The 21,015-nt window shown below is 50.7% G+C and carries 16 protein-coding genes; all 16 read right to left on the bottom strand.

Features of this window, described 5'->3' with window-relative positions:
- Window positions 1-110 precede the first annotated feature (110 nt).
- Window positions 111-896 (bottom strand): methyltransferase domain-containing protein, encoded by a 786-nt coding sequence (locus NSS79_RS08615; RefSeq protein WP_342439027.1) that lies wholly within the window; start codon window positions 894-896, stop codon window positions 111-113.
- A 40-nt stretch (window positions 897-936) separates the two neighbouring features.
- Window positions 937-1,266 carry a hypothetical protein gene (locus tag NSS79_RS08610; RefSeq protein WP_342439026.1) on the bottom strand — a complete coding sequence of 110 codons (330 nt, stop codon included), beginning with the start codon at window positions 1,264-1,266 and terminating at the stop codon, window positions 937-939.
- 98 nt (window positions 1,267-1,364) lie between these two features.
- Window positions 1,365-2,426: a LacI family DNA-binding transcriptional regulator gene (locus tag NSS79_RS08605; RefSeq protein ID WP_342439025.1), complete on the bottom strand. Its 1,062-nt coding sequence runs from the start codon at window positions 2,424-2,426 to the stop codon at window positions 1,365-1,367.
- A 45-nt stretch (window positions 2,427-2,471) separates the two neighbouring features.
- Window positions 2,472-3,779 (bottom strand): ABC transporter substrate-binding protein, encoded by a 1,308-nt coding sequence (locus NSS79_RS08600; protein WP_342439024.1) that lies wholly within the window; start codon window positions 3,777-3,779, stop codon window positions 2,472-2,474.
- 17 nt (window positions 3,780-3,796) lie between these two features.
- Window positions 3,797-5,680 carry a sensor histidine kinase gene (locus NSS79_RS08595; RefSeq protein WP_342439023.1) on the bottom strand — a complete coding sequence of 628 codons (1,884 nt, stop codon included), beginning with the start codon at window positions 5,678-5,680 and terminating at the stop codon, window positions 3,797-3,799.
- A 248-nt stretch (window positions 5,681-5,928) separates the two neighbouring features.
- Window positions 5,929-8,148, bottom strand: a complete 2,220-nt coding sequence (locus tag NSS79_RS08590) for a methyl-accepting chemotaxis protein (protein ID WP_342439022.1) — start codon at window positions 8,146-8,148, stop codon at window positions 5,929-5,931.
- A gap of 260 nt (window positions 8,149-8,408) precedes the next feature.
- Window positions 8,409-9,740 (bottom strand): U32 family peptidase, encoded by a 1,332-nt coding sequence (locus NSS79_RS08585; protein ID WP_342439021.1) that lies wholly within the window; start codon window positions 9,738-9,740, stop codon window positions 8,409-8,411.
- 268 nt (window positions 9,741-10,008) lie between these two features.
- Window positions 10,009-10,941, bottom strand: coding sequence for a peptidase U32 family protein (locus NSS79_RS08580; RefSeq protein ID WP_342439020.1), 933 nt, complete (start codon window positions 10,939-10,941; stop codon window positions 10,009-10,011).
- A 130-nt stretch (window positions 10,942-11,071) separates the two neighbouring features.
- Window positions 11,072-12,118, bottom strand: coding sequence for an endolytic transglycosylase MltG (gene mltG / locus NSS79_RS08575; protein ID WP_342439019.1), 1,047 nt, complete (start codon window positions 12,116-12,118; stop codon window positions 11,072-11,074).
- 172 nt (window positions 12,119-12,290) lie between these two features.
- Window positions 12,291-12,599, bottom strand: a complete 309-nt coding sequence (locus tag NSS79_RS08570) for a DUF1292 domain-containing protein (RefSeq protein ID WP_342439018.1) — start codon at window positions 12,597-12,599, stop codon at window positions 12,291-12,293.
- Window positions 12,592-12,900: a DUF1292 domain-containing protein gene (locus NSS79_RS08565; RefSeq protein ID WP_038588104.1), complete on the bottom strand. Its 309-nt coding sequence runs from the start codon at window positions 12,898-12,900 to the stop codon at window positions 12,592-12,594. The genes NSS79_RS08570 and NSS79_RS08565 overlap by 8 nt, the downstream gene beginning before the upstream one ends.
- A 13-nt stretch (window positions 12,901-12,913) precedes the next feature.
- Complete coding sequence (gene ruvX / locus NSS79_RS08560) at window positions 12,914-13,330, bottom strand: Holliday junction resolvase RuvX (RefSeq protein ID WP_342439017.1); 417 nt, start codon at window positions 13,328-13,330, stop codon at window positions 12,914-12,916.
- Entirely contained in the window at window positions 13,327-13,602 is a 276-nt protein-coding gene (locus tag NSS79_RS08555; protein ID WP_036696603.1) for an IreB family regulatory phosphoprotein, read from the bottom strand. The genes ruvX and NSS79_RS08555 overlap by 4 nt, the downstream gene beginning before the upstream one ends.
- 393 nt (window positions 13,603-13,995) lie before the next feature.
- Entirely contained in the window at window positions 13,996-16,629 is a 2,634-nt protein-coding gene (gene alaS, locus NSS79_RS08550; protein ID WP_342440330.1) for an alanine--tRNA ligase, read from the bottom strand.
- Between the two features lie 406 nt (window positions 16,630-17,035).
- Complete coding sequence (locus NSS79_RS08545; RefSeq protein WP_342439016.1) at window positions 17,036-17,590, bottom strand: GNAT family N-acetyltransferase; 555 nt, start codon at window positions 17,588-17,590, stop codon at window positions 17,036-17,038.
- Between the two features lie 453 nt (window positions 17,591-18,043).
- Complete coding sequence (locus NSS79_RS08540; protein WP_342440329.1) at window positions 18,044-20,974, bottom strand: S-layer homology domain-containing protein; 2,931 nt, start codon at window positions 20,972-20,974, stop codon at window positions 18,044-18,046.
- Window positions 20,975-21,015: the final 41 nt, after the last annotated feature.

Raw genomic sequence — 21,015 nt, 5'->3', positions numbered from 1 at the left:
GACTCTCTTGGTCTCAGGCCAAATTATACAGGTGGCGGAACAGCGCAAAAAGAGAAACTAAACTTGCACTTTTTCCTATTATTTGAGATTTCAGCAGACTTAGTGCCAACTTACACCGCTGCGCGAACGATGTAATTATCCAAGGTTGCCTGCAACCCTTGGGATGACTGGTGCTGATTGAAGATCCGGCTGATCTCAGGCATACATTGCAACACCATTTCGTGAACCGCTGGCGTCTGGCCAAAACAGCGCAACCGTACAATATCCAGCGGCTCATGAAAATACTGCACACTCGTAACAATCTCGATTTCAGCGCTTGTAATTCCGCTTGCCTCGAGCCGTTGATTGATCTTGTCCAGTACCGGAGTTCCTTCCGGCTGAGGTGCAAACAGCCCGGGAAAGAGCCGGGACAGCTCTGGCGACAAACGGTCTCCGGGATGAAGAGCAAGCAGCCTCCCGCCTTTAGTGAGGATTCTCGTAAGATCGGAGTATGCGGAGGTCGGGCCTTTACGGTTGTAAGCACAATCAAATTGTCCGTCTTCGAAGGGAAGCTTGTGCTTGGTATTGGCTGTAACAAAAGAAACATTGGAAAGGGCTGTGCTGCTGGCCGTTTCAATAAAATCAGCAGTGACGTCCAGCCCGACAATTTGCTTCACCACAGGACTCCAGCGAATCGTAAAATCCCCGTGGCCGCAGCCGATATCGAGCACTCTTTTCCCTGGCACCAGCCCTGCAACCTCCTCGGCAAACATCGCCTCCGCATCGGGCCCCGTGATCGTGGAATTCCAAGGGTACGTATATTTCCCCGTTGCCCCTCCCAGTCCGGCATACCATTCAAATGAATGCGGCAGTCTCCAATCCGGGTGTTCTGTCGGATCTGCTAACGTCTGGTTCATTCCATCTCCTCCTGTCTTCATCGTAAAGTACGGCAGCGAATCAGCTATAGAGTTCGCCGTCATCCCCTTGTACTCTTGCTCCCAGCGCAGCAGAGATTTCAATCATTTTCTCAATGACAAACTCATCCGCTCTGTGTACAGTAATTCTGCCTTCCTTATAGCTGAAAGGCACACTAAAATCTTCGACAGACCAATGAAAGAAATCCCCTTCAAGGCTCATTGTTCCGAATGGGCCTTTCAAGGAGAGCATATTAGTATACTCAAAATCATCTCTCTGGTCAAAGCAGGACTTTGCCTCTTCGAGAGAGATCGGATTATTCATACTTTCGGTCCAATGTTCGGCCCGGGTAAGATGTACATTATAACTCACTAGAACTCCTCCACCACATAAACTATAATTCTTCTATTTTCGGATTGGCCGTGACTACAGAGAATGTTTGGACTTCCGGCCGCTGTTGCACCTTCCCCTTAGCTCTGCGGTCCAGCTGAATCCCGGTGGACGATATCCGCAGCGATCAGAATCTTCTCCAGCGGTGCTGACGGATTATGAATCCGGTTCAGCAGCTTCTCCACTGCCGCCCGGCCCATTGCCTCCTTGGGCACATGCACGGTAGTAAGCGGCGGAACACCTCTTGTTGCATCCTCGATGTTGTCAAATCCCGTAACCGAGATATCACCCGGTATGGAGAAGCCTTCTTCCTTCAGCGCCTCGCTAACTGTGAGCGCGATGAAATCATTGGCGCAGACTAGCGCTGTCGGCATGGTTTTGGCTTTTTTCCGCTTCGCCATCCATTGGTTGAACTGCTCTTGAATGATTGCGTCATCCATACCTTCCAGCTGAAGCATCTCGTCATCACCGGCAGGGGGCTTCAGTTCATTCTCTTCCAGGGCGCTGCGGAAGCCGATCCAGCGGTCGCGGAAGCTGCGCGAGTAGCGGATATTACCGATAAAATGCAGCAGCTTATGCCCAGTTGCCATCAGGTGGTTGCTCAGCCGGTTCATGGAATCCGTATTGTTGGCGAATACTGTATCACTCGGAATTAGCGGATCTTCATGATCAATCAGCACCATCGGCAGTCCGATACGGTGCACCTCCAGCAGCAGCGAGGTAGAAATCTGTCCTACCCCAACCAGACCGAGAAGACCGTTCGGGTTCAAAATATTGACGAAATTATCTGCGCGGTGCTCGGAAACAATCACCATTCCGAGGCCTTCCTGATCCAGCGCAAGTGCGATACCGTCAACAATTTTGCCCCAATAGAGGGAATCCTGAGTCTGTGAACGGATATTGGGCATCAGCACCAGCACCGACTGCTTATTCCGGTCGCTCCCTGAGCCCTGGGAGGAACGTTTTATATTTTGCACGTATGCATTCTTCTGTGTGAAATAGCCAAGCTGTGAAGCAGCCTGGATTACCCGCTCTCTGGTTGTTTCGTTGACGCCGCCCTTGCCTGAAAGCGATTTGGAGACGACAAACTTGGATACGCCGAGATGATCGGCAATTTTCTGCATGGTAACCTTTTTAGCCATATGAAAACCCTCCAAAATAATCTTGATTTAAAAAGCAATTCCCGTTTACGGCTGCGGAGAAGCCTGCTGCCCCTGACGCGCTTCCTTCCACTTCTCATTCAATATGTCAAAAGACTGCTGTAAATCCGGCGCGGCAAGCAGCTCCTGAATATAATCTCCTGACCAGAACGACAGCTTCGCCCTGTTCGCCATTTCTATGAAGGCGTCACTTTGCACCGTAGCCTCAACCAACCGGGGATTGTAGGAGAGAAACTCGCGGAATGGCTCCATAGAAGGCTCTGCAGCTCCCTCAGGAGGCAGGAAGCCCCAGTCAGCCGTGTAAGAGGTCTCTTTTACAAAATACTCCACCCAGGCCATGGAAAGTTCCTTATGCTTGCTGAATTTGCTGACTCCAATGAACCAGTCCGGATTGAGCGGAGCATAATGTTCACTGCTATTGTCATACGGAAACGGGAAGAATCCGATATCCCCTTCGGAAGCACCGGCATCCAGCACCTGGCGGATCGTCCAGTTTCCGAGCAGATACATGCCGACCTCCCCTTTCGCCAGCTTGGTCTTGGAAATCTCCCAATTGTTCGAGAACAGCTCGTCCTCCACATACCCCCTGTCAATTATCGTTCTGGCAATGGACAGAGATTGCCCCCATGCATTATCAATCTGCCACGGGCTATCCTCATGAACCATGTTGTTCATGTATTCGGGATCACCGGTCATAAAATTGACCATATTATTCCCCCATTCCCGCAGCGGCCAGACAGCTCCGTAATTTAAGTAGACGGGGGTAATTCCCGCCGCCTTCAGCTTGGCGCAGGCAGCGTAGAATTGTTCAAGGGTCTGCGGAATTTGCGTAATGCCCGCCTGCTCGAAAGCCCGCTTGTTATAAACGATCCCACTGGTTGTCGTACCTGTAGACAATCCGTATCTCTTGCCACCGTAAGTGGCGAATGTGGTGAATTTTTCCTGGGCGGACATTTCATTATCCAGCGGCTCAAAAAAAAGCTCAAGCTCTTTCGCCGGCAAATTGACGGGCAGCAGCAGAACATCCCCGGCGTCCTTGGTCGATAATCGGACGAGAATGTCGCTCGCATAATTGGACAAGCCTTCGAATTCCACATTAGCTTCCGGATACTTCTTTTTAAACTGGTCGGCATACCCTTTGAAGGTTCCATTCTCAATCAGATCAATTCGATTCGTCAGCATGACAATCGTACCTGACAGACTGGATGTGCCCCCGTCTACGGCAGCTGATGCAGCAGGCTCCTTGCTGTTGCTGCGATTCTCGCAACCCGCTGACAGCAGCAGCAGAACCAGCAGCACCGTTTGCACAGGCCAATGCATTTTAATCCTCTTCAAGGTGTTTCCCCCTCTCTCTAGCTCTCGCCATCCGTCCGTTCGCTTGGCTCCAGCAGTGGCAGGGATAAGATTACATCCGTCCCTTTCCCGGCCTCACTGAACACTTCAATGCCGTAACCCGCACCATAATGCAGCTGTACACGCTGGTGCACATTTTTCATACCGATTCCTCCATTGATGCTTTTCTTTCGAGGTGTCTCACGTTTCAGGCTGTCATTGAGCTTGTCCAGCGTGTCCTGATCCATACCACAGCCGTCATCGCTGATATGAAACAGCAGCTTATGCTCCGTAATCTCACATTTAATGCTGAGATGCATCTGCGGCTTGCTGTCATCCAATCCGTGATAAGCAGCGTTCTCTATGATCGGCTGGAAGACCAGCTTAATGATGGAGTATTCGTTAAGCTCCTCCGGGACATCGATCTCCAGCAGGAAACGTCCGGGATAACGGCTGCCCAGCAGCTCTACGTAGTTGCGCACATACAGCAGTTCCTGCTTCATCGTCGTTTTGCCGGTTAATTCACTCGTGCTGTAACGCAGCAGCTTGCCCAGTATGGAGATCATGTCGGCGGCTTCCACATCGTCATTAAGCTCTGCAGTCATGCGGATAGTCTCCAGTGTGTTATAGATGAAGTGAGGATTGATCTGGCTCTGCAGCGCCTGCAGCTCCGCCTCCTTCTTCTGTTCTTCAATCCGGTAGATATCCTCGATCAGCTGCCTGATCCGGGCAAGCATCCGGTTGAACTGGTGACCCAGCAGGCCAATTTCATCCCGGCGTTTGACTCGGAAGGTGACATCAAGATCGCCGTGCTGCACTTTTTTCATTAGCTGAATCAATTGAGTCAACGGTTTGGTCAAAGCAAAGGATAAAATAATCGAAATAATCAGCGCCAGCACAATGATAATCAGCGTTGCGGCAAAGGTCACATTGCGGGTCAGCTTCACATCGCGGGTCAACTCATCGACCGGAATGGAGATAATCACTTTCCAATTGGTCTTGGAGGAGCTTGAATATATATTCAGTCTATCCCTGCCGGACACCGTATCGTAGAAGCTCCCGGCGCTGCCCTGCGCCTTACGGTACAGCAACGTGTGTGAAATATCCGTCGTCAGCAGCTTCTGATCGCTGTCATACACAACTTTTCCGTTCTCATCCACAATTAATGACTTACCGTGCGTAACCTTATCCAGTTCAGCAACTTGATTTTCCATGTTGCTGATATTGGCATCCACCGCGATCAGTCCGATTGGATTCCAGAGGCCGTCGACAATTTTACGGACAACCGTGAATGCATACCGGGTGCTTTGCAGATTGCTTGTGTATGCCTGAGTGCCGAAAAGCAGTGCTTCCCCGCTGGAATACTTGGCCTGCTCGCTCCAGAACTTGTAGCTTTGCTTCAGATCCAACCGGACGCCTCCGTCTTTGGCCGAATAATAACCGTTGCCATAGCCGTCAAAAATATACACGGAATTCGTGCCCCGTTTGATATTGTTGATGAAGGATATATTTCCTTCGATCCCCCGCTGTATAGACAGCAAAAGATCAAAATCACCGGGTGCAATCGAAGAACTGTCCGTCTTGCCCGTCATGGCCTGCTTCTGCTCATAATAACGGTTTGAGCGCAGCAGGTTCTGCTTGATATCGTTTACATAAGCGGGCATGGATGAGATTCGTTTCATATCCTCTATGTAGTCATCAATCCCGTCCATCATTTGATCAATCAGCTTTTCTGAATAAGCAATGGTATTATACTCGATGGACTTGGAGTAGCTCTTGAAGCTGATTACACTGATAAAAGAAAGCGGGAGTGTAATGATAATCAGAAAGACGAGGAGTAGCTTGCGTTCCATGCTCATATCCCCGATAAAGGACCACCAGTTGTATTTGCGTTTACCCTTCATACGGCCCTTCTCCTTCAATGGCGTTTACCTAACTTTTCTTATATTCATAACAATTTGCCTAACAAAATCATTATACGTGTTAGTGTGTGGTTGTACAAGAAGATAGCACGCAAAGTTCCAAGTTAACTTCGCAGATTGGTTCCATAAACCCTTTGCCAAAGCATTGAAACCTGTTAAAGCGGAAAAGGCCGCTTCTTCCTGTGGAAGAAACGGCCTTATCGGCTCAAAAACCTGCGTAACTCTATGATTTATTTGATGGTAAACAGCGCCAGCTTATCCTTCAGCTGAGTTGAAACGCTCTCCAGCTTGCCTGACAGCGAAACGAGGTGATCGCTCACGTTCTGCTGCTCGCTGCTGAGTGAGGCTACCTCTTCCGAAGTGGCCGAGGATTGCTGCGCTACCGCACTTACGTTGCCCATGGCATCCGACAGGACACCTTGGGAATGATTGAGGCTTCCAATGGCGCCGGTCACTGATTCGAGGCTTGTAATGAAATCCTCCATCTGTCCCTTAACCGATACGAAGATATCGCTTGTGCTCTTCACCGAACTCATCTGCTGCTTGAAGAGCGGTGCAACTTCGGACAGCACAGTTACTGTCTCGTTCATTTCAGCCATGATTTTATCGGTAATCCCGGCTACAAGGGCAATGGACTGCTTGGATTGATCCGCCAGCTGCCGGACTTCCCCAGCCACGACCATAAATCCGCGGCCTGCTTCGCCCGCTCTTGCTGCTTCAATGGTTGCATTCAATGAGAGAATGTTCGTCTGCTGTGTAATGTTCTTCATCACATCAAGCACTTTGATTACAGAGAATACCGTTTCTTTCAAATCGTTGACACGATCCACCAGCGCGGTTGTCATCTCTCCGGTACGGCCTGTCTGCTTCAGCAGCTCTTCCAGTTGCTTCGCTCCGTGTCCGCTGGCTTCACCGACACCACGGGCCGCCTCATCCATCTCGGCATTGGCAGCGATAACGCTCTGCATCTGCGTAGCGATCAGATCCGTCAGTTCATTGCCGCGTTCAGCTTCCAAAGCCAAACTTCCTGCACCACCGGCGATCTCTTCCGTAGCAGCGGCAATTTCCTTCGCGGAAATGGCAGTCTTGCGGGAAGCTTCACCAAGCTCACCAGCAGTATCCAGCACTTCACGGGCTGTATCCGTTGTCTGTGCAACCAGTTCTGTAATCCGTTCCATCATTGTATTGAAGGAGGCCGACAGTTCGCCGATCTCATCCTTAGATACGTATTCGGTACGCACGCTCAAGTCACCTTTCGAACCTTCAACCATAAGATCCTTCAGGCGTGCCAGCGGTTTGGCGATCATTTGGACCATCCAGAACCCCAGTACTACCGCAAGCGCTGCTGCGGCAAGCGCCGCCAGATAAGTCGTGAACAGAATCGGACGTGCTGCCTTCACCAGCTCGCCGGTAGGCACCACTCCGGTCAGCTTCCAGTCAGCTTTGGTCAAGGGATTATACACTGCCAGCACATCCTTGCCGTCGGCATCGCTGGCTTCCTGACTTGCGTTGTTGCTCTTGCTCTCCTTGATGAAGGCTAGCTCTGAAGCCACCCCATCATCAGCAGGTACATTAGAAGCGACTACTATACCATCCGGGTCCACAAGCTGAATCCGTGAGCCGTCTCCGAGGGAAACAGTTTTGAAGGCTTCCTCCAGCAGTGTATTTTTCAGTTCAAGCATGATTACATATCCTGAATTGGAACCCATGTTTTTGAGGGATCTTACCATCGCGATATTTTTCCCTTTATCCCCTTCAATGGCCGTCGAGAACCAGTAGTTCTGGGATGCTTTGGTTTCCTTGGAGTAATAATATTCATATTCCTGAGTACGGCCTACAACCGTGTTATACCAATCCTGATCTCTTATTCCATCCATTTTCAGTCCGGAGTTGCCGCTTGTAATTACACTATAGTCCGCTGACTGCGGAATCAGTGAAATAGCCACAATGTTCGAATCCGTTGTCGTCTGGCTGGATAGCTTCTTGCTTATTGAATCGGTAGCTACAAATTTATCATAATTGGAACTTGCGGAAGCCAAATCCGTCAAATCACTTTGCATTTTCGAATCAAAATACAGTTGCAGTGCCAGATTCTCATACTGTTTGATAAGAATATCAAGCTTATCAGAGGTCTGGATAATGGTCTGCCGGTTAGCTTCTGATACATTATCTTTAATCGTATTCTTGGCCTTGTTATAGGACAACAGTCCCAAGAGCAGTACCACAATAACAATTGAAGACAAGAAAATCAAAAACAGCTTGACACCAACTGACTTCAGCGGGTTGACCCTTTTCACCTGACGCACCGAAGTATGTAGTACCCCCTTAAGGGTTACCTTGTCGCGCACTTTCTTGACCTTACTTTTGCTTGCTGTCTGTGTTTCACTTGTGCGGTTTGTCTCTGCTTTTTGTACTGACACCGGTTTCTTCTTGTTCTTCCCCACTCTCATCCTTCTCCCTTTCTGCTGTTCTCCTCTTTTTTCACGCTCGGGAGCCCCCATTACCATCACCTACCAATTAGTTTAGAAGATGTATGTAAGCGTTCACGGAATATATATCGGCATATTGGGTCTTTTTTCTTAGTTTTCTTTACAAATTCCCAGAGAATATTTTATATTTCCTAAGAATATCCCGAATTTTGGCGGGAGCGCAAAAAAAAGAGATGCTCTTCAAAAAAATAAGAGCATCCCTTGTAAAATAAATAATAATATTATTTTCTCTTCCGCATCATATCGAAATAAGCTACCGGCTGGTCTACCTTCATGCGGACACGCTGAAGCGGGTGGCGGGCAACGTCAAGCCGGTTGCCTTCTTCATCCCACAGCTCTCCGACGGTCTGCTTGAAGAAGGTGTTGTCCGGGCCGAAGAACTCCACTTCCTGCCCCGGCTTGAAGTTGTTGCGCTGCTGAATTAGAGCCATGCCGCTTTCGGCATCATACTCCAGCACCAATCCGGCAAAATCATAAGGAGCCGCTTTTTCCTCCGGCTCATAGATATGATCCTCATGATCCGGGGTATCGTAGAAAAATCCGGTGTTCAGCGGACGGTTTGCCGCTTTTTGCAGCTCTTCCAGCCACTCCGGCTTCAGCTCATACCCTTCCGGATCGGCCATGTAAGCATCAATGGCCTTACGGTAGGCGTTGACTACAGTCGCCACATAGTGAATCGACTTCATCCGGCCTTCAATTTTGAAGCTGTCAATGCCCGCCTCAATCAGTTCAGGAATGCTCTCCAGCATGCACAAATCCTTGGAGCCCATCGAGAACTGGTTATCCTCCGGCTGATGCAGTGGAAGCTGGGTTACACCAAGCTCAAGAGGCTGCGGGGACGAAAGGGCTTCAGCCTGTTCTTCCTCAGATACCCATGCACCTTCCGGGCGGGCATCTTCGAACAGGTCGTATTTCCAGCGGCACGACTGGCAGCAGCCGCCGCGGTTAGAGTCGCGGTCCGTGAAGTGATTCGACAGCACGCAGCGACCGGAATACGAGGAGCACATGGCTCCGTGGATAAAGCTCTCGATCTCGATGTCCACATGTGCTTTGATCTCGGCAATCTCTTCAAGGCTGGTCTCACGGCCCAGTACAACACGCGGCAGACCTTCCTCTTTCCAGAAAGAGACAGCCTGCCAGTTCAGTGTGGACTGCTGGGTACTGAGATGCACCTCTAGGCCCGGCACCAGGCGGCGCGCGGTATCGACGATGGCCGGATCCGCTACAATAATGGCGGCAATCCCGGCTTCATATAGATTGCGCAGGTATTCTTCAATCCCGGCGATATCTTCGTTATGGGCATAGATATTGGTGGCAACAAATACCTTGGCCCCGTATTTCTTGGCGAATTCCACGCCCTCACGCATTTCTTCAAAGCTGAAGTTATCCGCTCCGGATCGCAGGCCGTATTTCTGGCCTCCAATATATACTGCATCCGCACCATAATGCACGGCGAATTTCAATTTTTCCAGATTACCCGCCGGAGCTAGGAGCTCCGGTTTGTCCAGACGGTAACGTTTGCCCTTAAACTTAGGCTTTGTCATGGTTCCCATTCCTGTTCTCCCCTCCATATTCCTCACCTGTTAAAATAGCTTAAAAACCTTCCATTCTGGTGCTGGACGCAGCTGCGGGGAATGTTTGGACTTCCGGCCGCTGTTAGGTTTGGATTTCCTGATTTGAACCGTTAGCCACGGTAGAAATCCAAACCTAAAGGCGTACGCTATCGCTCCTACAGTTCCAAACTTCCCCTCCACTGCTACACCTTTATGTTGCTTAAACAACAAGCTATTTTAAAAAGCTGAGTCATTGCTTATTTATATTTTAATATACCTGTTCCTTGTAGAAAAAGCCGAATGTCAGTTCACGCTCAGGATCCTGCAGCGCCCGGATTCCGTCCATCCATTCCTCCTGGAACGCATAACCTGCCGGATCAGCGGTGTAGAGGTCTATCGCATGGCGGTAAGCCTTAACTACAGCGGCATTGTAGGCAGCTGGCTTCAGCAGCCCTTCAATCTTCAGGCTGTGTACTCCGGCACCCAGCAGCAGATGAAGGTCCTCCAGAATGCAAATATCGTCGGAACTCATAATATGTGTCCCGTTGACATCTTCATAAATCGGAAACTTCTCATTCTGGCGCTCTGCTTCAATCAGGAATAAGCCGCGCTCCTTACCAAGGCTTCCGCCTTCACTCGGACAGCCTTGATGCGACATATAGCTCTCTACCAGCTTGCGTTTGGAATGGTATATATTCGTCATGCCGTGGACCTGTACCTGGGCTTCGATATCCAGCAGCGGTACCATATCCGTCATCTCATCCATATTCAATTCACGGGCCAGAACGACACGCGAAGCTCCCTTGCGGCCCCAATAGTTCGCAGTGGCATAATTGGTCGAGGTCATTTCCGCATTCCAGTGCAGCTTCATGCCCGGCGCTTCATGCTTCACAGCCGCCAGCACGGCAGGATCTCCGAATTCAATGCCGTCAACGCCAAGCTCACCGATCGCCTTCACATAAGCAGGAAGCTCATCCAGCAGACGGTTCGTCATCAGCCCGCCAAGACCGGCATACACCTTGCGGCCTTTGCCGTGAGCCAGACTAACGACAGCCGCAGTGTCCTCCAGCGAGAAGTGTCCGGCAAGTCGCATGCCGAAACGGTCATCCCCGATGAGGAGCGCATCTGCCCCGGCATCCAGCAATACACGCGCTTCTTCCAAGGAAGCCGCCGTTGCCAGCAGCTCCGGTTTGTTATTCATGTTGATTCCTCCTAAATTCATCCGCCCAGCTCATCATCATTTATTTAAATTAGAGGGAGAATTCCCCCTCAAACTCTAAAACGCCTACTAGAATTCCTGGAACGGCAACAGTTATCATTTTACAGGTTTCCTACTGATTTTGTTCACTTTTTTTGATATTGGCTAAATGTTCCTTGTAGGTCTTGGCAAATAGATGTCCCTGCGTGCCGTCTTTTTTGGTCACATAGAAATAGTACTCTGAGGCTTTCGGTGCAAGCGCAGCCTGAATCGATGCAAGGCCCGGACTTCCGATAGGGCCAGGTGGAAGACCCGGGTTCCGGTACGTATTGTACGGGCTTTCGACCTTCAGGTCCTTATTCAGCAGTCTTTCCTTCTGCTTGTCCAGCAGATACTGGACAGTTGCGTCGATCTCCAGGTTCTGGCCTTTCTTCAGCCTGTTGTAAATAACACCGGCTACAAGCGGACGTTCTTCGTCCACAACTACCTCCCGCTCCACGAGAGAAGCTACGGTCAGCAGTTCATGCAGCGACAATCCGCGCTCCGCAAGCTGTGCCTGCCAATCCGGAATACTGTCCAGCTTCTTCGTCAACTGCTCCAGCATGGCTTCAACAACCTCTTGCGGTGTACTATCCTTGGCCAGCTCATACGTTTCCGGGAACAAATAGCCCTCAAGCCGGTGCCGTAAACTAGCGTCCTCGGGAATCTTCAGTGTATTTACCGCAGTCAGCCCTGCCCCCGAGTTCATCATTTTCAGAAACACATCGGCCGGCTGGTTCCAAGCCTCTGCAAGCTTCTCTGCTATCTGCTTCGCCGTGAATCCTTCGGGAATGGTGAACACCACCGTATCTTCCTTCACTACATCCCCGGCATTCAGCCGGGTAATCAGCTCATCATAGGTGTCCCCTGGACTTGCCGTATAGGTGCCTGCCTTGAAGCTTGACCCTTCCTTGACCCATTTCAGATATCCCCTAAAGAACATTCCGTTACGTATAATGCCGTTATCTTCGAGCAGGCTGGCGATTTCCGCACTCCCCATGCCCTTCTCTATCGTAAACGTGACGGCTGGCCCTGCAGGCTCTACCGGCTGCATGCCATTCCAGATATACCATGCTCCTCCCCCTCCTGCCAATGCCAGCAAAAGGATAATAATGAGCACAGCGCGGATTGCGGCTTTCAAATGTGATTCCTCACTTTCCGACTATAAAGTATAAAATTGTATTGTCTTAAATTCAACATAAATTTCATGAGAACGCTGCATCAACCTTTTATGGTCGTATATCAAGCAAAAAGAGCGCGGAAAATTCCGCCCTCTTCATGCTCAACATAATGTTGCATACAGATAAAGATGCTTATTCCGTGTCCTCTGCGGGAAAAGTCAGCTCATCATACAGCTCGGAAATATCTTCCCACTCTTCATCGTCAACGATGCTCTCCAGCTCCGGAAGACCGTCAGGCGAAACTACAATCCGCAGAATCTCCTGCTCCGCGTCTTTTCCGGAACCGGTCAGCACCGCATATGCGCGGTCACCGACTTCAAACTCGGCAATAATATCGTAAACGGAAGATTTACCCTGCTCGTCTTCCAGTTCTACTGTTTCTCCGTATATTTCTTTGAGCTTAGATGTCCATACCGCTTGTTCGGCGGAAAAATCAGTCATTCTCGGCTCCTCCGTCCAATTCGTCTACCAAAGTATTGAAAGTCTCTTCAACAATGGCCCATTCTTCGTCATTCTCGATCATGAAGAGCTGCAGGTCGTCACCATCTTCCTCGTAACGGAACGCATACACCTCATCGCTCTCTTCATCCTCGGAATCGAGTGGAACCACCATCATATACTTTGCATCCGAACCGTCGACTTCAAACTTCATGATGACCTCAAATTCCTCTTCATTACCTTCCTCATCGGGAATATAGATGATTTCCGGTTCTTCTTCTTGGCCGATCTGCTCGTTTGTCATATCCGCGCACCCCTCACCTTTTACTGTTAGCATCCAAAAAATTTTGCAAAATCAAGGCTGCGGCCAATTTGTCCACAATCCCTTTGCGTTTCTTCCGGCTGACGTCCCCTTCAATCAGCACCCGCTCAGCGGATACTGTCGTCAGACGCTCATCCCAAAGGTGTACGGGTAATTCGAGTTGTTCCCGCAGCTGGCCGGCGAATTCTATACAGATTTCACCACGCGGTCCAACTGAGCCATTCATATTTTTCGGAAGCCCCACCACAATTTCTCCAATTTCGTGCTCTTTCACCAGTTCGCGGATCCGTTCGAACTCATTCCCGTTTCCGCGGCGCTCAATCGTCTCTAGAGCCTGGGCTGTCCATCCGAAAATATCGCTTGTGGCGACTCCGATTCTACGGTCGCCGTAATCCAGACCCAGCTTCTTCATTTCGGCTGATCCACCCGATGATTGGCAAGGTAGAAACGGACCAGTTCCTCAATCAGCTCATCACGTTCTTTCCTCCGGACCAAACTTCTCGCATTGTTATGGCGCGGAATGTAAGCCGGATCTCCGGAAAGAAGATATCCAACGATCTGATTGATCGGATGATATTCTTTCTCCACGAGCGCGTCGTATACGGCGAGCAAGATTTCCTGGGGAGAAGCTTCCTTTTCATCGCCCTTCACATTGAATTTAACCGTTTTGTCCATGGAGTCCATTTGTGACACCTTCCTTCTGCAAAATCACCCTAAAAGGGCAGCTTCGCAAAGTTGCTGCTGTACAGCTTACTTGCTGCCTTCATCATAACATATTCATGCCCCAACGAGGAAATCCTGCCACAATAATAACGCTTTTTTTGGCATTTCATCTACATTAATATAGATTTTTTTGGCTTTTAAGCTATTGCAGAATACCATGAAAGGCGAATATTCGCAAAAATTCAAAACTTTTTATTTTTTTGAATAAAGCAGCGGCACTGATATGGAGCACTCAGTACCGCTGCTTCTCTGTCTCACATGCTTTTACCTTGTTCGCAGGCAGCGTATCAGCCTAGGGCTGATCTGCCTTAGTGTTAGTTGACAGCTACCTTGGGAATCCCGGTAGCCAAATGTTTACGCCAGTGCAGCTACCAGCTCTTCAGCCTTAACAAGTGCTTCGCCAAGCTTGGAGGCATCTTTACCGCCGGCTTGGGCCATATCCGGCCGTCCGCCGCCGCCGCCGCCGCATACCGCAGCAACCTCTTTGACCAGCTTGCCGGCATGGAAGCCTTTCTTCACCAGCTCCTGAGGTACTGCGACTACAAAGTTGACCTTATCGTCCATCGCTGCACCCAGCACAAGTACAGCATCAGGCAGCTTGGATTTCAGTTCATCGGCCGTGGAGCGCAGGGCATCCATATTGCCGGCTTGAACAGCAACAGCCAGCAGCTGTGTACCGCCGCCCACTGTCTTCACGCTGCTTGTCAGTTCTGCCGCAAAGGTAGCGCTCAGCTTGGACTGCAGCGACTCATTTTCACGGGCAAGCTCACGAACCTGGGCATGCAGCGCGTCAATCCGCTTCGGCACATCATTCAGGGAGGATTTCAGCAAACCTGCCGACTGCTTCAGCAGATCAAGCTGGCTCTCCGTGAACTCATAAGCATAACGGCCGGTAACAGCTTCAATCCGGCGTACGCCGGAGCCGATGCCGCTCTCGCTGACCAGCTTGAAGATTCCAATTTGCGAGGTGTTGGACACATGGCAGCCGCCGCACAGTTCAAGACTGTAATCACCCACCTGAACGACACGTACCACATTGCCGTACTTCTCACCGAATAGGGCCATTGCCCCCATTGCTTTGGCTTCTTCAATCGGCTTGCTCTCGATCACGACATCCAGGCCGCGCCAGATTTGAGCATTTACGCGATGCTCAATATCACTCAGCTCCTCCGGCGTAATTGCGCCGAAATGCGAGAAGTCAAAACGCAAACGTGCGCCTTCTACTAAAGACCCGGCTTGGTTCACATGGCCGCCCAATACTTCCTTGAGCGCTTTATGCAGCAAGTGGGTTGCCGTATGGTTCTTCACGATATCCTCGCGCTGCTCGCGGTTCACTTGCGCGCGGATACTCTCGCCTACCTTCAGCTCCCCGGCTTCAACAGTAACCAGATGAACATGCTGGCCATGCGGTGCTTTGAACAATCCGGTTACCTTGGCAGTGACAGAGCCTCCGGTAAGCAGGCCGGTGTCACTGACCTGTCCGCCGCTTTCAGCGTAGAACGGTGTTGATTCCAAAATCACCTGGCACTCGGTACCTTCACCGGCTGTATCGACAAGTTCACCGCCGACAACAATAGCAAGTATTTTTGACTCTGTTACGGAGTCATTATAACCAACAAATTCACTTTTAACCGTCAGCTCAGCAAGCGCGCCGCCCTGAATCTTCATGCTGGCTCCATCCTGGCGGGCAGCTCTGGCCCGGTCACGCTGTTCCTGCATCGCAGCATCAAAGCCTTCACGGTCTACAGTAAGTCCTTGCTCGGATGCAAAATCTTCCGTAAGGTCAAACGGGAAGCCGTACGTATCATAAAGTTTAAAGGCATCTGCTCCAGCGATGGCAGTAAGGCCTTCCGTCTTTGCCTTGGCGGTAAGCTCGCCAAGAATGGCCAGACCGTCGGACAAGGTTTCGTGGAAACGCTCCTCTTCCGTACGGATGATTTTTGCGATATACTCCCGGTTGTCTAGAATGGATGGATAGTACACACCCATAACCTCACCGACGGTTTCCGTCAGCTCATACAGGAACGGACGATCCAGACCCAGCGTCTTACCGTAACGGACCGCACGGCGGAGCAAACGGCGGATAATATAGCCGCGTCCTTCATTGGAAGGAAGCACACCGTCGCCTACTGCAAAAGTAACAGTACGGATATGGTCAGCAATCACCTTAAGTGCGATATCCTGCTCCAAGTTGTCTTTATAGGTAACTTTGGCCAGCTTCGCCGTCTTCTGGATCACCGGCTGGAACAGGTCCGTATCGAAGTTGGAATCGACATCCTGCAGGATGGAAGCCAGACGCTCCAGACCCGCTCCGGTATCAATATTCTTATTCGGAAGCGGTGTATAGCTGCCGTCCTTGTTATGGTTGAACTGGGAGAACACCAGGTTCCACACTTCGAGCCAACGCTCATTTTCCCCGCCCGGATACATTTCCGGATCACTCATGTCGTTGCCGTAAGCTTCACCGCGGTCATAGAAAATTTCTGAGCAAGGTCCACAAGGACCTTCGCCAATATCCCAGAAGTTCTCATCTCCCAGCTTAATGATGCGTTCTGCAGGCAGTCCTACCTTTTCATTCCATAGCTTGAAGGCTTCTTCATCCTCAGCGTACACCGTCACGGAAATGCGCTCCGGATCAAAGCCGATCCATTCCTTGCCGGTCAGGAACTCCCAAGCCCAGGTGATCGCTTCTTCTTTAAAGTAGTCGCCGATGGAGAAGTTCCCCAGCATTTCAAAAAACGTGTGGTGGCGGCGAGTCTTGCCCACATTCTCGATATCATTGGTGCGGATACATTTCTGCGAGTTGGCCAGGCGGGGATTCTCAGGAATTTCCCGGCCGTCGAAGTAGGCCTTCAGCGGCGCCATACCGGCGTTAATCCACAGCAGGGATGGGTCATTATGGGGCACCAGCGATGCGCTGGGCTCGATTTTGTGGCCTTTGCTCTCAAAAAACTGCAGCCATTTGGAACGGATTTCACTTGCTTTCATCATGTACAGCTCCCGTCTTCTCATTAATTCGGCACTTCTGCCGGAAAACACAAAAACGCCCCTGAATGAATTCAGGGACGATTATTATCGCGGTACCACCCTGGTTATCGCCCTGCCCATATGCATGGGACAACTGCTGGCGATCGCCTTGTCGCGGCTGTTAACGGGCGCCCCCGGCGGGATTGTCCCCGCACTCCGAAATCAGCTTTCCGCCGGTCTGTCTTCCGGATTCTCGCAGCCATTACGATTGTATTCGTAACGGAATCCGTTCTCTGAGGGAGCCATGCTCCGGCGTACTTCATTTCATCAACGTTTTATCCGATTTGCATTTTAACATTTCAAGTATAGCCAGCGCCCCTAAATCTGTCAATCTCGGAGGGCAAACGGCTGATGGAAACTTCCCAAACTATATTGTATAATCGCTGACTTTGCATAACCAAACCATGTGAACCGAATCCGGTCCCCAATAATCCTTAACCACCTTATACGGCTTGCCAAATTTCTGCAGCCATTTTGCCTGCGCACGTTGGTAGCCACTGTCCAGGCAAAACTGCTCAATCCCTTGCTTTCCTAGATATGCCATCAATTCCTTAATCAGCCTCGAGCCTACACCGAGACCCTGATAGCTTGGCAAAACGTATAAGCTTCCTAGCTCTCCCACATCATTAAGTTGATTTCCGGTGCATGAGCGAATATCCTCGTCGCAGGGTGCAAATGAAATCGTGCCGACAACCGTCCCATCTATTTTGGCAACAAGGAAGTATATATCTGTATTCGCCGGGTTCAGAAAGGCATCAACCCTTTGTTTTTTATTGTCAACTTCATGTTGAATGTCCTCCTGCAAATGCCCCAGTCCCTCCTTTTCGAAGGCATCTGAAATTGAAGATTTAAAAAGCTGAGATACAAGTCGTCTATCGCCTTGAGTGAGCGTATGTATGGTTAACTGATTAGTCCTAGCCATTGTAAAAATCACCTCTATATTAAAATAGACTAATTCGAATACTTCATAATCATACCCTGAACTCGGATATACGGATACACCGTCATATATAGCAAAAGATAGAATTCCATGTTGCAGCATATATTAATAGCGTAGTAACCTCGATAAAACTGAATAATACACCTTAGTTCTCAGCCGCAATATTAGCTAGCCTAAAGCGGACCGTCCCATAAGTGGATTTTTCGAGAAATGAGACTGCCCTGTTATTAAAAAGAGACCGTAAAAAGATAACAGACCAGGGATTCTCCCATTACTGGAGAATCCCTGGTCTGTCTTTTGGGTCATTGGCCGCTTTCTTTAACAAATTATAGGTAGGGAAAACTACTGACTTCTAGTGTTAGTTCATGGTTCATAGTTCATTGAACGCTTGAGTCCGCGTATTCTAGCAACTGCATTATGGGTTCCCCCTGCCCGTTATTGAGCTTGCCCAAGCAGCCTGAAGATAACTGTTGCTGCTTGAGCTCTTGTGGCCTGGCTGTCCGGCGCAAACTTGCCGTCCGGCATTCCGCCAATCACTCCGCTCTTGCCCATGTCTTCCACGGCATCAGCCGCGTAGGATGACACTTGATCAAGATCAGAAAATGACACAGGGGCAGCATTGTTACTGGTATTCGCATTGACACCGGCATTCACTGCACCGCTCAACGAAACGTTTGCAAGCTGTGTTAGACGATACAGCATGACGGCCATTTCCTCACGGGTAATCTCCTCATTCAGTCCGAAGGTGCCGTCCGGCTTCCCCTTAACAATGCCCAGCTTCTGGGCGCTGGCAACCGCTCCGGCATACCAGGCACCCTGCTTCACATCTGTAAATGTGCTTACGACTGACTCATCAACCAGGTCGAACGCATTCATCAGGATCTTGATGAACTCTGCACGGGTGACGTTGCCTGAGGGATTAAAGTTATCCGCATTTGTTCCTTGGATAGCTCCTCTGGCCGCGAGTGCTTCGATGCTGTCCACTGCCCAGGCTGCAGTTGCAATATCCTTAAATGAAACATTCGAGTAGCGTGTTGCGTAACTTCCGCTCCGGTTGAGATTGAATTCCAGTGTCCCGGCAGCGGCGTTGTATTTGCTGCTCTTCACAACTTCCAGCTCGCGCTTATCATTGAGATAATAGACTACTACCTTGTTCGGGTTCTCACCCGGCTTCAACGTGTACGGCAGCGCGAGCTTGACGCCCTTCGCCTTCAGTACGGATGCCGGAACAGCAGTCCCGTCAACACTCAGTCCGAAATCGCTGAGCACATTCACTCCCAGCAGCGCGCTTGCCTGCTGCGGTAAACCTGCCGGATCTATAGCGCTGACAGAAATCTCAAGCTTATTACTCTTCCCGTCGGCATAGACTTTCAGGAAACTCTCGTTCAATAGAATGTCCGCCGCTCCAGTCTCAATCTTGACTGCGCGCACACCTTGTGCCGCCATGAGCGCTTGCAATGGAAGTTCAACTGACAGCTGCTTCATGCCTGCCGCCGCTTTAATGGATACTGTCAACCTGCCATCTGTTATTCCCTTGGCTGCAGCCTCAATATTCCCCGCTGTCAGCACTGCCTTGACCGTTCCGTCAGCTCCGGCCACCGGATGCAGCACAATGCTGCCTATGCTTACGGCAGCAGGTGCTGCTGTCGGCGCCGCGCTTGGCGAAGGCTTCGGCGTCGGGACATAAGTCTCGGACCCGGACGCCGGAGTTCCCGGCGTAGGGGTCGGTGTCGCCGAAGGCAGCGGCGTTGCTGATGGCGTTGCCGCCGGAAGCCGCTGCAGACCGGCAACCGCTGCCGCAAGCCTGCTTAACACGGCGTCGATTCCCGCCTGGTCAGCCGTTCCGCTCTCCAGCAGCGCAGCCGCAGCGGCTACAGCCTTCTGGAGCGCCGTCCAGCTGTCCGGTGTATACAGCCCCTGTTCCAGCTCCAGCACTTCCTTCAGCTTCGCCTCCAGACCAGTCGTGACCACCGGCGGAGTTACGAAAGCCAACGTCAGTGTATACGTCCGGTTCGTCGTTTTGTCCGCAGCCGTTACGGTCACCTTGTATCCGGTCTGGAGCTCCGTTGCAACGGTTATGCCGTCACTTCCATATACGGCAAAGGTTACGCCTGCCGGAACTTGCAGCCCTTCCTTCAACTCTGTCAGCGTAGTCGTCTCCGGCACGATGATTTCTTTCGCTACCTGATCGACAATGCCGCCGGGAATCGTGATTCCGCTGATCAGCGCATTGCGGCCTTCCACCGGCTGCAGCGCTTCAAAGGCCGCTTTTAAAGCTGTATAAGCAGCATTAATGTCACCTTCGGTCGAAGCCCCGTTCTCGTACACAGCTTGAGCCGTTTCCAATGCGGCATGAAGCGTCTCCCACTGCCCCGGCGCAGCGGTATAGTTCTCTTCATTCACCGCCGGATCTGCGGCCGTATCAATAGCAGTCTTCAATCTTGTCTTGTCATACTTCACAAATATACGGCAGCTTGCTGATAGCTCTGTTCCGGCAACCTTGCCGGAAATCATGAAGTCTGTAGCAATCGTAAGCTTGTTAAGCGGAATGTCCTCCCACTGCACATCTGCCATGCCCTTATTCCCATTCGCATAAGTTACCAATACTTTGGACGGCAGTGCAGGAACTACCCCTATCGTCGTATTTACGGCAACCTGCTCTATGCTTACAATTTTGCCGAATGTGCCCGGATCGGGCGTTTCTCCCTCCGGTTTGGCCGAGATCGCGCGCCATTCCTTGACTCCCGTGAACACACTAGCAGATTGTTTAACCAGTGTCAGCCGCAGCTTATCCGTTTCCACCTTATCAAAGGTTACATCGTTAAATTTGTCCTTCTCCTTGCCCTTCTCACTCAGGTTGGTGACAGGGACAAATTTACCGGCTGCCTCATCCCAATAGTCAAGGCTGTAATCAGCTGGCACCTGCACGCCGCCGCCGTCATCGAAGAAATATATCGAGCTGCCGGAGAGGCTTACCTTCTGCTTCCAGGTATATTGCAGCCATTGATTGTCCCCTGATCCGCCCCAGTTGCCGTACTGTGTTTCTATTGTATTATCACCTAAACCAGTAGAGAAAAGCGGAATATATCCGTCGTTAACCGCATACACCGACTCCCATGCCGAGGTGTATGAAGCGCTCGGCACAGCCAGCAGCGCCGCATTTCTGTAGCCGAGAGTACTAACGGCTATACGCAATTGGTCGGTAGTAGCCTTTACTTCATCCAGAGTGTAGTTGCCTTTGCTCAGTAATGCTTTAGCCGCAGTTAATGCGGACTGCAGTTGCTGCCAGGATTCCGGTGTGAAGTCGCCGGAATTCCGGACAATTTTCCCTTGCGCCGAATCCCGGTCTGCGAATTTCGCAACCATATCGGCCAGTTCAGCCGTTGCTATGAACACGGACACAGGAA

The organism is Paenibacillus sp. FSL L8-0436 (genome assembly GCF_038593025.1).
Classification (GTDB): domain Bacteria; phylum Bacillota; class Bacilli; order Paenibacillales; family Paenibacillaceae; genus Paenibacillus_AQ.
The sequence above is the reverse complement of the archived record's forward strand: the minus strand, read 5'-3'. Positions and strand labels throughout refer to the sequence as shown.

Bases quoted from the DNA above. Each gene is read 5' to 3' on its own strand.
- NSS79_RS08565 (WP_038588104.1), bottom strand. From the start codon at position 12,900: ATGACAAACGAGCAGATCGGCCAAGAAGAAGAACCGGAAATCATCTAT.
- NSS79_RS08615 (WP_342439027.1), bottom strand. From the start codon at position 896: ATGAACCAGACGTTAGCAGATCCGACAGAACACCCGGATTGGAGACTG.
- NSS79_RS08585 (WP_342439021.1), bottom strand. From the start codon at position 9,740: ATGGGAACCATGACAAAGCCTAAGTTTAAGGGCAAACGTTACCGTCTG.
- NSS79_RS08590 (WP_342439022.1), bottom strand. From the start codon at position 8,148: ATGAGAGTGGGGAAGAACAAGAAGAAACCGGTGTCAGTACAAAAAGCA.
- NSS79_RS08605 (WP_342439025.1), bottom strand. From the start codon at position 2,426: ATGGCTAAAAAGGTTACCATGCAGAAAATTGCCGATCATCTCGGCGTA.
- NSS79_RS08580 (WP_342439020.1), bottom strand. From the start codon at position 10,941: ATGAATAACAAACCGGAGCTGCTGGCAACGGCGGCTTCCTTGGAAGAA.
- alaS (WP_342440330.1), bottom strand. From the start codon at position 16,629: ATGAAAGCAAGTGAAATCCGTTCCAAATGGCTGCAGTTTTTTGAGAGC.
- NSS79_RS08570 (WP_342439018.1), bottom strand. From the start codon at position 12,599: ATGACTGATTTTTCCGCCGAACAAGCGGTATGGACATCTAAGCTCAAA.
- NSS79_RS08595 (WP_342439023.1), bottom strand. From the start codon at position 5,680: ATGAAGGGTAAACGCAAATACAACTGGTGGTCCTTTATCGGGGATATG.
- NSS79_RS08555 (WP_036696603.1), bottom strand. From the start codon at position 13,602: ATGGACTCCATGGACAAAACGGTTAAATTCAATGTGAAGGGCGATGAA.
- ruvX (WP_342439017.1), bottom strand. From the start codon at position 13,330: ATGAAGAAGCTGGGTCTGGATTACGGCGACCGTAGAATCGGAGTCGCC.
- NSS79_RS08545 (WP_342439016.1), bottom strand. From the start codon at position 17,590: ATGGCTAGGACTAATCAGTTAACCATACATACGCTCACTCAAGGCGAT.
- NSS79_RS08540 (WP_342440329.1), bottom strand. From the start codon at position 20,974: ATGGTTGCGAAATTCGCAGACCGGGATTCGGCGCAAGGGAAAATTGTC.